At 66.6% G+C, this 12,863-nt stretch carries 11 protein-coding genes; 5 read left to right on the top strand and 6 right to left on the bottom strand.

The window, feature by feature from the left end; genetic code table 11:
• Together ACAG25_RS14110 and ACAG25_RS14105 are read right to left on the bottom strand one after the other, a co-directional pair.
• The gene (locus tag ACAG25_RS14110; RefSeq protein WP_370489088.1) at window positions 1–888 is read right to left on the bottom strand and encodes an SDR family NAD(P)-dependent oxidoreductase; all 888 of its coding nucleotides are present in this window, start codon (window positions 886–888) and stop codon (window positions 1–3) included.
• On the bottom strand, window positions 885–2,777 hold the full coding sequence (locus ACAG25_RS14105) for a flavin-containing monooxygenase (RefSeq protein ID WP_370489087.1): 1,893 nt from the start codon (window positions 2,775–2,777) through the stop codon (window positions 885–887). The genes ACAG25_RS14110 and ACAG25_RS14105 overlap by 4 nt, the downstream gene beginning before the upstream one ends.
• Before the next feature lie 118 nt (window positions 2,778–2,895).
• On the opposite strand from ACAG25_RS14105, the gene ACAG25_RS14100 reads away from it, so the two are divergent.
• The 5 genes from ACAG25_RS14100 (at window position 2,896) to ACAG25_RS14080 (ending at window position 8,014) form a co-directional block, all read left to right on the top strand.
• A complete protein-coding gene (locus ACAG25_RS14100; RefSeq protein WP_370489086.1) occupies window positions 2,896–4,464 on the top strand; it encodes an acyl-CoA synthetase in 1,569 nt (522 codons plus the stop codon).
• Window positions 4,465–4,512: 48 nt separating this feature from the next.
• Window positions 4,513–4,992 carry a nuclear transport factor 2 family protein gene (locus tag ACAG25_RS14095; protein ID WP_370489085.1) on the top strand — a complete coding sequence of 160 codons (480 nt, stop codon included), beginning with the start codon at window positions 4,513–4,515 and terminating at the stop codon, window positions 4,990–4,992.
• On the top strand, window positions 4,989–5,855 hold the full coding sequence (locus ACAG25_RS14090; protein WP_370489084.1) for an SDR family NAD(P)-dependent oxidoreductase: 867 nt from the start codon (window positions 4,989–4,991) through the stop codon (window positions 5,853–5,855). Before ACAG25_RS14095 ends, ACAG25_RS14090 begins: the two co-directional genes overlap by 4 nt.
• Window positions 5,856–5,860: 5 nt before the next feature.
• Entirely contained in the window at window positions 5,861–6,814 is a 954-nt protein-coding gene (locus tag ACAG25_RS14085) for an alpha/beta hydrolase (protein WP_370489083.1), read from the top strand.
• A 123-nt stretch (window positions 6,815–6,937) separates the two neighbouring features.
• Window positions 6,938–8,014: a hypothetical protein gene (locus ACAG25_RS14080; RefSeq protein ID WP_370489082.1), complete on the top strand. Its 1,077-nt coding sequence runs from the start codon at window positions 6,938–6,940 to the stop codon at window positions 8,012–8,014.
• A 77-nt stretch (window positions 8,015–8,091) separates the two neighbouring features.
• Here the strand turns inward: ACAG25_RS14080 and ACAG25_RS14075 are convergent, their stop codons facing one another.
• Genes ACAG25_RS14075 through ACAG25_RS14060 form a run of 4 tightly spaced genes read right to left on the bottom strand, consistent with a single transcriptional unit; the run spans window position 8,092 to window position 12,728 of the window.
• Entirely contained in the window at window positions 8,092–9,618 is a 1,527-nt protein-coding gene (locus ACAG25_RS14075; RefSeq protein ID WP_370489081.1) for an HNH endonuclease signature motif containing protein, read from the bottom strand.
• 52 nt (window positions 9,619–9,670) lie between these two features.
• Window positions 9,671–11,260, bottom strand: a complete 1,590-nt coding sequence (locus ACAG25_RS14070; RefSeq protein ID WP_370489234.1) for an FAD-binding protein — start codon at window positions 11,258–11,260, stop codon at window positions 9,671–9,673.
• 8 nt (window positions 11,261–11,268) lie between these two features.
• Window positions 11,269–11,574, bottom strand: coding sequence for a hypothetical protein (locus ACAG25_RS14065; RefSeq protein ID WP_370489080.1), 306 nt, complete (start codon window positions 11,572–11,574; stop codon window positions 11,269–11,271).
• Window positions 11,571–12,728 (bottom strand): Rieske 2Fe-2S domain-containing protein, encoded by a 1,158-nt coding sequence (locus tag ACAG25_RS14060; RefSeq protein ID WP_370489078.1) that lies wholly within the window; start codon window positions 12,726–12,728, stop codon window positions 11,571–11,573. The genes ACAG25_RS14065 and ACAG25_RS14060 overlap by 4 nt, the downstream gene beginning before the upstream one ends.
• Window positions 12,729–12,863 lie beyond the last annotated feature (135 nt).

Genomic DNA, 12,863 nt, shown 5'->3' with positions numbered 1-12,863 from the left:
TCACATACCTGCAGGCAGGATGTTCGGATTTGCGGTGGCCGGTGGTTCCAGGGGCGGCAGCACCGTGGCACCGTCGAGGCTGCGTACCGGCAACTGTTGTGACCACGGATAGTGCAGGCTGAACGCGACCAAGCCGGTGCGTTCGGCGGCCGGGAGGTGGCACATCGCCAGCACGGTCTCGGCGAGGTACTCCACGGGTTCGGTGGGGAAGGTGTCCGGGATGAGGTCCGAGGCTCCGGGGGTGCGCACCGCGCTGGAGGGGCCGACGACGTTGACCGCGATGTTGGCGTCGACCAGTTCTGCTGCCACGCCCTGGGTGAAGCGGTGCAGCGCGGCCTTCATCGAGGCATAGATGACGTCGCCGGAGGACTTGTTGTATTCCCGATATGGCCGCACGGGTGCCAACCCGGTCACCGAACCGATGTTGACGATCCAACCCGCGCCCTGACGACGCATGTACGGGACTGCCCTCTGCGTCAACACGAACGGTGTCCGCACATAGTGCTCGACGGTGCGGTCGAAGGTGTCCATCGACATGTCTTCGATCACGGAGTAGTCGGCGTAGCCGGCGTTGTTGACCAGGATGTCGAGGCGGCCGGTCCGTTCGACGACCTGGTCGACCAGTCCAGCGCGAGCGTCGGCGTCCTCCAGATCGCACGCGATGCCGAACGCCTGTCCTCCCGCGCTCTCGATCAGCTCGATGGTCTCCCCGATGGTTCCTGGCAGTTCGATTTTCTGCCCGGCGCGCATCGACGGGGACGGTTCGTACGAGCGGGCGGTGACGGCCACCGTCGCCCCCTCGGCGGCCAGCCGCTGCGCGACTGCACGGCCTATCCCCCGGCTGCTACCTGTCACCAATGCCGTCTTTCCGGTGAGCATTCCGGTCATGTGAGTTGCAGGTCCTCTTCGTCGGGGGCGCGGTGGCTCTGCCACACCTCGATCAGGCGGAACGGGAACGCGGTCACGATGCGTCCGCCGCCGGACCGGTAGTAGGTGTGCGCGGTCGGGGTGTGGCACCACACGGTCTGGGCCATGGTCTCGTCGATGTGCCGCACGTAGGCGTCGAATGCTTCGGGCTTGACCTCGAGTGTGGTGGATCCGCGCAACGCCATGAGCGCTAGGCACTCCATCACGTAGTGCACCATCACCTCGACGCCGAAGTTGTGTCCCGCGCCGTGGCCGGGGCTGTAGTTGGGCGCCGACGAGATGAACATGTTCGGAAAGCCGGGTACCAGGCCACCGCGGTAGGCCGCCGGGCTGTCGCCCCACACCTCGGCCAGGCGTATGCCGTCGCGGCCCCGGATGTCGACCGTGGACAGGAAATCCAGGTGGTATCCGGTGGCGTAGATGATGACGTCCAGGTCGATCTGCCGTCCGTCGGCGGTGACGATGCCGCGTTCGTTGACGGCGGCCGGTTCGGCGGCTTCGACATCGACGTGCTCGCGGGTCAGCGCGGCGTAGTAGCCGCCGGGGTCGCGAATGATGCGCTTGCCGTACGGCGCGAAGTCGGGCGTGACCTTCCGGGCCAGTTCGGAATCGGCGCCGAAGGTGCGGTCGATGTATTCCAGGCACAGCTGCAGCAGCCGGTCGTTGGCCGGCGAGATCGACAGGTGCTCGGAGGCCCACTCCGGGTCGCGGACGATCACCGGATAATTGTTGTCCGCGGTGCCCCAGAATGATTTCAGCCGAATCCAGTTGGCGTAGAACGGAATGTGCGCGTTGAGCCAGCGGCGGTGATCGGGGACGTCGTCGGTCGGGCGTTTGCGCGGCGCAACCCAGTGCGGCTGCCGTTGGAACACCGTCAGGTGTTCGACCTCGTCGACACAGGCGTCGACGATCTGCACGGCGGTACAGCCGGCCCCGATGATCGCGACCTTCTTCCCGCGCAACGACAACTCCGGGTCCCACTCGGCGGAGTGGATGCTCACCCCTCCGAACGTCTCCCGGCCCGCGAGCTCGGGCCACCGGGGGCGGTTCAGGTAACCGGCGGCGGGGATGACCACGTTGGCGTAGCCGACCTCGCGACTGCCGTCCTTGCCGACCGTCCTGATCTCCCAGCGCGCCTGGGCGTCGTCCCAACGGAGTCCTTCGACCTCGGTGTTGAACCGGATGCGCTCGCGCAGCCCGTTCTTGTCGGCCACCGACCGCAGATAGCGCTGATACTCGGGTCCCTGCGGGTAGTAGCTGCTCCAGTCGCCGTTGATGTCGCGCGACAGGGAGTAGTACGCGGACGGGGTGTCGACGCCGATGCCCGGATAGACGGTGGTGTACCACGTGCCGCCGACTTCGTCGTTGCGGTCGATGATCTCGTAATCGATTCCGGCGGCCGCACATTCGAGCGCCGCGGCCATACCGGCGATGCCGGCGCCGACGATGACGACCTTGAAGTCGTCGGGCAGCGACGCGGTGCGCGGCAGCACCGGTTGCGGCGGGTGGAATCCGCCCTGCTCCAACAACAGGCCGAGGTACTCCTCACCCACCTCGGTCCCCAACGCCAGGGGTGCCACCCGCCCGAACAGGACCGGGTCGTCCGGGGCCCGTGTGCCGGAACGGCGCGGCGCGCTCACCGCCGCAGCCACCTCGTCGACGAGCGCCTCGAGCGTCTCCGGATCGGTGACGCCGATGTGTTCAGGCGGGTCCGGCACGAAAGAGATGCGGCCCGCGTAGCGGTCGACCATGCCAAGATCTCCTGTCAGCTGCGCCAACACCGCAACCAGGATCCCGGCATCGGCCTGACGCAGGTTGGCTCGCATCTGGTCCCGGTCACGCGTCGTCATCGATCCTCCTCGCTGGTGACACCGAGTATCGGACGACGGCGCCGAGGCGGCGGCGGCCTTGTCTACTCAGCGGGACGCCAGTCCCGGCGCTCCCCGACGCCACGCCTACAGTCAGGGCATGGAAGATCTGCACGGCGTGCTGGCCGCGGCGCGCAGCCATGCGCTCGGAGAGATCCCGCGACGCCCCGCACGCAAGCATCCGGACAAGGTCGCGATCGTCGACGGCGACGTGACATTGACGTTCGCCGAATTCGAGCACCTCGTCGACAGGGCCGCGGCGGCATTGGCGGACAACGGGTTCGGTGTCGGTGACCGGCTGGCGCTCTTGGCGCACAACTGCTGGCAGTACGCAGTGCTGGCGTTCGCCACCGCGCGGGCCGGTGTGGTGCTGGTGCCGGTCAACTTCATGCTCACTGCGGAGGAGATCGCGTTCATCCTCGACCACAGCGGCGCGACGGGATTCCTGGTCGAAGCCGACCTGGTGCCGACCGCCGAGGCCGCCATGCGCGGCGGTGGCGCCGTTCGGACCACCGCGGCTCTGGTCCTGCCGGGGCAGACGCTGCCGCCGGGTTGGACCGACTTCGCGCAGTGGACGCAGACCACCTCGACGGCACCCCATCCATACGTCGAAGACGACCAGCTGATCCGGTTGATGTACACCAGCGGCACCGAGTCACACCCCAAGGGCGCGATGCACTCCAGCCGCAGCCTGATGGGCAACTACATCAGCTCGATCATCGCCGGGTCGATGGAAGGTAGCGACGTCGAGATCCACTCGCTGCCGCTGTATCACTGCGCCCAGTTGGATAACTTCCTCATCACCGACATCTATCTCGGCGCCACCAGCATCATCCTCCCCCGGCCGGATCCCGAGACCGTGCTGCGCAGCATCGAACGATTCGGTGCCACAAACTACTTCGCCCCGCCGACGGTGTGGATCTCGCTACTGCGCTCTCCAATCTTCGACCAGGTCGATCTGTCCAGTCTACGCAAGGGCTACTACGGCGCCTCGGCCATGCCGGTGGAGATCCTCGCCGAGATGCGCGATCGCCTGCCCAACCTGCGGTTGTGGAACTTCTACGGGCAGACGGAAATGGCGCCGCTGGCCTCGGTCCTGGGTCCCGACGAGCAGGACGCCCACGCGGGTTCGGCAGGACGGCCGGTGGTCAATGTGCAGACCGCCATCCTCGATGACGCCAATGTCCCGGTCGACGCCGGCGTGGTCGGGGAGATCGCCCACCGCAGCCCGCATCTGATGCTCGGATATCTCGACGACGACGCCAAGACCGCCGACGCATTCCGCGGCGGCTGGTTCCACTCCGGCGATCTGGGGTTCTACGACGAGCACGGCCTGCTGCACGTCGTCGACCGCAAGAAGGACATGATCAAGACCGGCGGCGAGAATGTCGCCAGCCGCGAGGTCGAAGAGGTCCTCTACCGCCATCCGGCCGTCGAAGAGGCCGCGGTGTTCGGTGTTTCGCACCCCACCTGGGTCGAGGCCGTCGTCGCCGCCGTCGTGGTGCGCTCCGGCAGCGAGGTCGACGAGGCACAGCTGATCGAACATTGCCGTAGTCACCTCGCCGGCTTCAAGACGCCCAAGCAGTTGTTCTTCGTCGGGGCCCTGCCGAAGAACCCGAGCGGCAAACTGCTCAAGCGGGTGTTGCGGGATCAGTTCAGTTCCCGCTGACCGGTCAGCGGTGTGTCGGAACCCACACCGGGCCGGTTCACTCGGGGCATGACCAACGAGATCACGCTGCCCGAGATCCAGGAGTTCATCGCCCGCTTCTGGTACCACTACGACCAGGGTCAGTTCGATGTGCTGGCCGACTTCATCGCCGACGACATGCAGTACCTGAGCCGCTCGGATTCCGGCAACTGTCCGTTCGAGGAGCTGCTGGCGGCCGAGGTGCGCGGCGGATCCGAGACGTTGGCCTGGCTGAGTAAGCACCGTGACGAGAACCCGTACCCGCTGCGGCATCACGCCACCAACATCTTCCGGACCGGAACAGACGGGGACGCCACGAAGGTCCGCTTCTATCTGTACGTCAATCAGGTCACCAACAATGTGCCCTTCGACGTGTCGTCCGGTGTGGTGGACGTCGACATCCGCCGCAGTGAACGCGGGTTGGTCTTCACGTCGATGACGGTCATTCTCGACGCCGAGGACTCGATCCCGTTCGCAGAACACCGGGCGAAAACCACCACGAACGCATGAGCCGGGCGCCCGAGACCTTCGCCGGGGGCGTCGCTGTCATCACAGGCGCCGGAGCGGGAATCGGTGCCGGCCTGGCGCGACACGCCCACAGCCTCGGTATGACCGTGGTGCTCGTCGATGTCGACGGTGCTGCGATCGCTGCACTGGCGGAAGAACTTCCCGGTTCTTTGGATGTGGTGTGCGACGTCCGCCATGCCGACGACATGGTCGCACTGGCCGAGCGCGTATACGACAAGATCGGCCCGGTGCGGCTGCTGGTCAACAACGCGGGAGTCGAACAGTTCGGCTATCTGTGGGACACGCCGGTGGCGAACTGGAATCGCGTGCTGGACATCAATGTCAGCGGCGTCTTCCACGGCGTCCGGGCGTTCCTGCCGCCGATGATTGCTGCCGGCAATCGGGCATGGGTGTGGAATCTGTCCTCGATCGGCGGGGTGGCGGCCGTGCCACTGCAGACGCCCTACATCGTCAGCAAGCACGCCGTCCTCGCTCTCACCGAATGTCTGCGCCTGGAAGTCGAATTGGCCGGCCATGGCGACCTGATCCAGGTGCAGGCCGTGCTTCCGGGCGCGGTCAAGTCGAACATCTTCGAAACTGCAGGCGGAGTCGACCCCGGCGCGGCGGGAGCCGACGTGGATGCTGCCGAATCGCAGCGCGCGGCGATGCTCGACATCAAGGCTGCCGCAATGGATCCCGTCGAAGCAGCTGCGGTCGTCTTCGACCAGGCTGCCGCCGGCGCGTTCTATCTCCTGACCCAACCGGAATATGTCGGTTCGGCGATGGCCGAACGCGCCGAGGTACTGCGCACCCAAACCCCACCGCAACTACGCACCAAGCGCCGGTTCGACCCGGCTCGGCACTGACGGGCATGACGCACCAACCGGCACTCGACCCCGACGCCGCAGCCCGTATCGCAGGTTTCGGACCACCGGTACCCGTGCGGGAGCGGGGGTTGGACGCCGTCCGCGAGGCCCTGGAATCCGCCTCTCCCCCATCGGGTATGCCTGCCATGGCCGAGATCGGCGAGACCACCGTTGCCGGCCCCGGCGGTCCGATACCCGTACGGATCTATCGGCCCGTCGCCACTGTGGACCCCGCGCCGGTGATCGTCCATCTGCACGGCGGCGGGCTGGTGATGGGATCCAACCGGTCGTTCGAGCCGATGTCGAGGGCACTGGCGGCAGCCAGTGGCGCCGCGGTGGTGGCCGTCGACTACCGCCTGGCACCGGAGCATCCGCCGCCCGCACAGTTCGAGGACGCCTGGGCGGTGACGAAGTGGGTGGCTTCCGAGGCCGACCAGCTCGGGTTCGACCGCGACCGCATCGTCATCGCGGGTGACAGTGCCGGCGGGGCACTGGCCGCCGCCGTCGCCCTGGCCGCCCGTGACGGCAACGGCCCGCCGTTGTTCGCGCAGGTGCTGATGTATCCGGGACTGGACCGCGACATGGCCGCCCCGTCAGTCCTCGCGCACGTGGATGCGCCGATGCTGCTGCACGACGACATCGTTTTCATGCATGAGTTGGCCGATGCCGGCGCCGGCACTCCACATGACGTCTATCGCGTGCCCGCGTATGCGACCGACCTGTCGCGGTTACCGCAGGCGATCGTCGTCACCGCCGAACTGGACCCGATCACATCGTGGGGTGAGCGCTACGCCGCCCGCCTGCGCGATGCCGGCGTGCAGACCACGCTCACCCGTTATCCCGGGATCTACCACGGGTTTCTGATGCGTTCGGAGGCCACCGCGCGGGGCCGGTTGGCGATGGCCGAGATCGGTGCGTTGTTGCGCGCGAAGTTCGCCCACCCGGTGCGCTTCCCTTGACCGCGGTACCGGCAGATCAACCTCCCGATGGCCGGACATGTTCGGTTCGGGCTCTGTTGCCGCAGCACAGAATCAACACGACCAGCGGCGTGACGAATGCCGGATCCAGAAAAGGAGTGCCAGATGCTCACCGACGAACGGCGCATGGAACTGTCCGACATCCTGCGTCCCGCCGCGCCGCCGCGCGAGGTCGACAATGTCTACACCGAGGACCAACACCGACGGTTGCTCGACGTGGTGCGCAAGGACGGTCCGTGGCGACTGATCATCGCCCAGCACTTCGCCTCCGCAGAAGAGCTGATGGCCACCATGAGCGGCGCTTTCCCCGAGGGTTTCGAGCCTAGCCTGGACCTGTTCCTGACGCCGACGTTCCGGGGGCATCTCGCCAATCACGGCACGGTGCTCTACCCGGAGTTGCACGACTGCTTCTACAACGAGCGGTTCCTGGAAATGGCGAAGTCCTACTGGAACGCCCAGTACGCCAAGCCCCAGATGATGCTGTTCAACATCAACGGCCCCTGCTGCAACCGGGATCCCGGACATCTCGATTCCCCGAGCTTCCGGGGCGTGCGCTACGAGAACGCGCCGACCTGGCTCACCAGCGTCATGGGCAAGTCCGGTCTGTTCACCGACTACCTGATCAAGATGGCCCAGGTGATCACGTGGTTCTCGCTCGACGAGGGCAGCGGCTTCACCTACTGGCCCGACGGCCCGTTGAAGGCGCCGAAGCGGGTCCTGCCGCCGGTGTACAACCGCGGCGTGGTCGTGCAGAACGAGATGCTGGTGCATCGGGGTGAGGCCAACGGTCCACTCGACCAACAGGTTCCGGCCGGTCTGTCGTTCGACACGGTGTTCGCCGGGGATCCGGATTCCCATGACCATTGGGTGCTGCGCAACGGAGACGATGTGATCGCGCGTCACCACACCGATGAGCTCCGATTCCTGGTGCACTGGTCTGCCGAGGTGTTCGCCGATTACGACGAACTCAAGAAGAACATGGATCACTCCGACGATCTGACCATCGACAAGGCGATCGACATGATGGTCGACGATCTGGCCAAAACGGGAGTCAAGCTCGACATCCCGAGCGAACCGCTGCACGATCCGACTTTCATCGCCGCCTTGAACGCCGCTTACGACCTCGGCGGCCCGGCGATCTACCCAGAGGAAGCGCCGCTGAGCGCCTTCCAGCTCACCTGAGGGCGTGCCTCTGCTGCACCCGGGTGCGGTCCGGGTGCGTGAATCCCTTGGCCGTCAGGCCACGTGGTCGCGGGCCGTCAGGCCACGTGGTTGTCGGGTGGTGCGGGCCCGCCGGGTTCGCCGGGATCGTCGGATGGCGGGGTGCCGGTTTCGGGGTCGTCGATGGCAGGGTTGTCTGCCGCTTCGGCGTTGTCGGTCACCGAATCGTCGTTCTCGGCCCATAGGTCGGGGTTTTCGGGTGGGCGGAGGAGTCGTTCGGGGCGGTGGTAGTAGTTGATGCGGTTTTGGCCGGTGTCCAGGCCGGGTGGGGGGATCCATTCGACTTCGCAGCGGTCGTTCATGCGGGTAGTCCAGCCGCCTTGTTCGACGCTGCGGTTATCCGGTGGGCAGGCCAGACCGTTTTCGTCGACGTTGGTGTTGCCGCCGTTAGCAAAGTCGGCTTGAGCGTGGTGGACCTGGCAGCCGTAGGCGCCGACGGGGCAGCAGGGTTTGGTGCAGCCGCCGTCGCGGGCGATGAGCATGATCCGCTGGGCGGGGGTGGCGACTCGTTTGGCGCGGAACAGGTTCAGTGCTGAGCCGGTGGCGCGGTCGAACACCGCCAGGTAGTGGTTGGCGTGGGCGGCCATCCGGATGACGTCGCTGATCGGGATGACGGTGCCGCCGCCGGTGGTGCCGACCCCGGCCCGGGATTCGAGGTCTTGGAGGGTGGTGCGGATGATGATCGACACCGGTAGCCCGTTGAGTTGGCCGAGTTGTCCGCTCATCAGGGCGATGCGTCCGGCGGCGACCAACGCGTCGTGGCGGCGTTGGGCCAGGGTGCGGTGGTCGTTGTCGATCTGGGCCTGTGACGGTGTGCCTGAGGTGCAGGGTTGCGGATCGTCGGGGTTACACATGCCGGGGGCGGCGAACTTGGCGAAGATGACCTCCAACACCGCCCACGCCTCCGGAGTCAGACTGGCGGTGAGATCGGTCATCCCATCGGAACCCTGCTTGCACTTCGATATGCCGCGTTTGCGGGCGCGGTCGGTGTCATCAGGTTCGGGTCCGTCCTGGTCGAGCAGGAACAAGGTCAGCGCGGCACTGTCTTTGAGCTCTTTGGGGCCGACCCCGACGGCGTTACGTACCAGATCGATTTCGAAGCGTTCCCGGGTTGCGGCATCGACGAAGCCGGGCAGTTTGGCGATCGCGGCGCGGATGACCGCGACGTGCTCGGCATTGATCAGCCCGTGGGCTTGGGCAACCGCAGTGGCCGGCAGCACCGGCGGTAGCGCCGGACCGCTCAAGGGTTGGCGCGGCGCGAGCACCGCGGCCTCGCCGAGGCGCCGGCAGGCCTCTCCGCCGGAGATGCGCCACCGCACCGTCAGCGCTTCTTTCCAGGACTTGGCGCCCAGCTGTTGTGGGGTGGCCTCGGTCTGCAGCCGCGCCAGCAGCCGATGCCCCACCGAGGGCAGCTGACAGCCCAGGGTTTCCAGGTCGTCGAGCGCGTCGAGCAGCTCGTGGCGGGTCAGCAGGTCCAGCTCGCACGCGGCGACCTTGTCGAAGGCATCGCGCAGCGCGCTGACCGCGGCCCGCAGATCCTCACCCGACATACTTCGAACATACATTCGAACCCCGACAAATTCGGTCGTCTTTCGCGGCAAGTGAGGGCTCCCAGCTCTACCTCTCCGACGCCGCCTCCGCGCCGGCACGTCGCCCACTGAACACGCAGTCGGAGATCGACAACCCACTGACGTAGCTGTTGGAACACACCCCGACGGCATTGCGTCCGGCGGCGTACAGACCCGGCACAGTGCCGCCGTCGCGGTGCACGACCGCGCCGGTGGTCTCGTCGACCACGAGCCCACCGAGTGTCAGTCCAGGGATCGGGTAGAACATCGAAGAATCGGCAGAGATGTCGATCGAGTAGAACGGGCCGCGCTCCAGGGATAGGCACAGCGAGGGATCCTTGTGCGCGGGATCGCCTGCACCGCTGGCGATCCCGCGGTTGTAGTCGTCGACGGTCCGGCGCAACCCGGCGGGATCGATGCCGTTCTTCTCGGCCAGGCCGTCAATCGTGGCGGCCTTCTTGTGACCGATGCTCAGCAGGTACCACAGTTGGAGTCGTTGGAAGACCTGGGTCTGCTCCCTGATCTGGGTGCGGATCTTCCCCCAGGTCGCCGCATCGTAGATCGCCCAGCCGGTGCCGCCGAATTCACGCATGAGCACGTTTCCGTGCGTGGCGCCGTAGAGGTCCTCGTTGGCGATACGTCGCCCGTCTGCGCCGACGGTGAGCCCTTCCAGGAACGCACTGGGCGGCGACAGGAAACGCCAGGCGGTGACGTTACCCATCTTGTCGGTCGTACCACCGGCATCCAGCCCCAGTCGGATGCCGGTCCCGTCGTCCCCGACCGTGCCCAGCGGAGAGATGTTCAGGAATTCGGGGGCATGCCGAACCAACCACTCGCGGTTGTGCACGAATCCGCCCGCCGCCAGGATGACCGCTCCGGCGTGCGCCTGAGCTTCGCTACTGGCCTTAGTGCGCAGCCGTTCGGCATGCGCGACGGCGGGTGCGACCACGCCGGGCATCCACGTACCGAGTTTCCCGGTGGCCTTGGTGATCACCCGGTGTCGACGGGCGCTGCGGTGACGAGGCCTGAGCACCCGGTACCGCACTCCGGTCACCCGCCCGTCCTCGGCTTGGATCAGACTGTGAACCTGCGCGAGCGGGACGAAGTGAACGCCTTTCGCTATCGCCGAATCCCTCAGCCGCTCGAACAGCACGCGGCCAGAACTCATCCCCGGAGCCAGCACCCGGTGACCACGCGGCGCGGGATCCGCCTGAGTGGCATACGGATAGGCCTTCTCATTGCCCGAGTAGTAGAGGTAGTTGTCATCGGTGGGATAGGACGTCTTGTACGCCGGCACCGCACCACCGCGGAACGGCACACCTTGCGCTTTCAGCCAGTCGAGCAGGGCGGGACTCTGCTCGCAGAACCGCGTCAACGTCTCCGGGCTGACCGCGTCGCCCACCTCCTGCGAAAGGTAGGCGCGCATCCCCTCGACGCTGTCGGTGTAGCCGCCTGCCCGCTGTTCGGCGGTTCCGGCGCCGGCATAGATGATCCCGCCCGAATAGGCCGTCGCGCCGCCACCGTAGCCACGATCGAGCACCAGGACCCGGGCTCCGCGATCTGCAGCCTCGATGGCAGCCGCCGCACCCGCGGCGCCGAAACCCACCACGATGACGTCATATTCGCGCTCCGTCGGCACCGTGGCCCTCACGCCGGCGTCGCCGAGGTGTCGTCGAGCACTCGCAGAGCGCCCTGACGCACCGCCGCCTCGATGGAATCCCGCAGGTCCGGACAGCCGAGCACGAAGCCCGGCAACGTGTTTCGAGTTCGGCAGGCGGCACCGATTGGGTCGGCCGACGACGTGTGTGCACAGCGCTGACGAGCCGCACCGTTCCACTGCACGCTCGTCTGCTCCCAACTGCTCTTGCGCACCAACACACGCGCGTCACACGTCCAGCAGTCGACGGGCTGCATCGGCGCGTCGGCCAACCGGTTGTCCGGGCGCACGGTCATTTGTTGACGCCGACCAGCCTCGGCAGCCGTCCTGCCGCGAGGTTGGCCTCGACTTCTTTCATCCACGCCTCGCGCGGACGGGTGGTGTCGATCTCGAACTCGAAGCGGTCCACCATGTCCGGGGTGACGTCGGCGACGTCGACGTAGAACTGCTCGTACCAGCGACGCAGCTGGTACACAGGGCCGTCCTCTTCGCACAGCAGCGGGTTGTCGATCCGCGCCTTGCGCTTCCAGATAGCGACGTCCTGCTCGAAGCCCATCTTGACGAAGTCGCCGAGCGCGACCGCCATCTCCATCGCCGCGTCCTCGGGCAGTGCGTCGGACTTCTCCACGGTGATGCCATATTGCAGCACAAAGGAATTCGCGTCGATCGGGTAGTGGCAGTTCAGCAGCACCGTGCGCTGGTCACCGTGCTCGTAGTGGTAGGTCAGGTCGTCGATCATGAAAGACGGGCCGTAGTACGAGGCCACCGAGGTGGTGCCGAGAATCTTGGCGCCCTCCCCGCCGCCGAGGTCCGGACGGGCGTCGCTGGTGTAGTACTGGGTCGCGACGTGGCCCTCGAAGACGTTCTTGAATCCGGTGGGCAGACCGCCGTGGATGTAGAAGAAGTGCGCCATGTCGACGACGTTGTCGATGATCTCGCGGCAGTTGGTGTGCACGACGGTGCTGTACCAGTGCCAGTCGGTCCACCCGTCGGTGCCGATGCCCTCGATGCGGGGAATGGTCACGTCCGCCGGCGGCGCCTTCTTCTCCGGATCGTTCCAGACGAACAGCATGCCGTCCTGCACCATGGTCGGCCAGGCAGCGGTGCGCGCCAACTTCGGCACGCGCCGGCTATACGGGATCTGCTTGCACCGGCCGTCGCCGCCCCAGCGCCAGTCGTGGAACGGGCAGGCGATCTCGTTGCCCTTGACCTCACCGTCGGACAGGTCGCCGCCCATGTGGCGACAGTAGGCGTCGAGGACGTTGATCGCGCCGTCCTCGCCTCGGAAGACGACCAGTTTCGTACCGAAGGCATTGATCGGATGGGGTTTTCCGTCTCCGAGGTCGCGAGTCAATCCCAGGCAGTGCCAACCACGGGCGAACCGAGTGGGTGCGGCCTGGGCCTCGATCTGCCGAACGTCGCCGGCGCTGTCGGAGTGCAACGATGTCATTGCCAGGCCATCCTCGCTGTGTGGTGCGTGCTGGGAGAGCCTCCGTTGTAGCACCGGATCGGCTGCGCTTCGCCTGCGTGTTCCACTGACCGGGCAACCCCCGGACGGACCGCAGCGGGGCGACTCAGAATCGTC

It is taken from the genome of Mycobacterium sp. pV006 (assembly GCF_041287115.1).
In the GTDB taxonomy this organism is placed as follows: Bacteria; Actinomycetota; Actinomycetes; order Mycobacteriales; family Mycobacteriaceae; genus Mycobacterium.
Note: the sequence above shows the minus strand (reverse complement) of the source record. Positions and strands in the feature narration are given on the sequence as shown.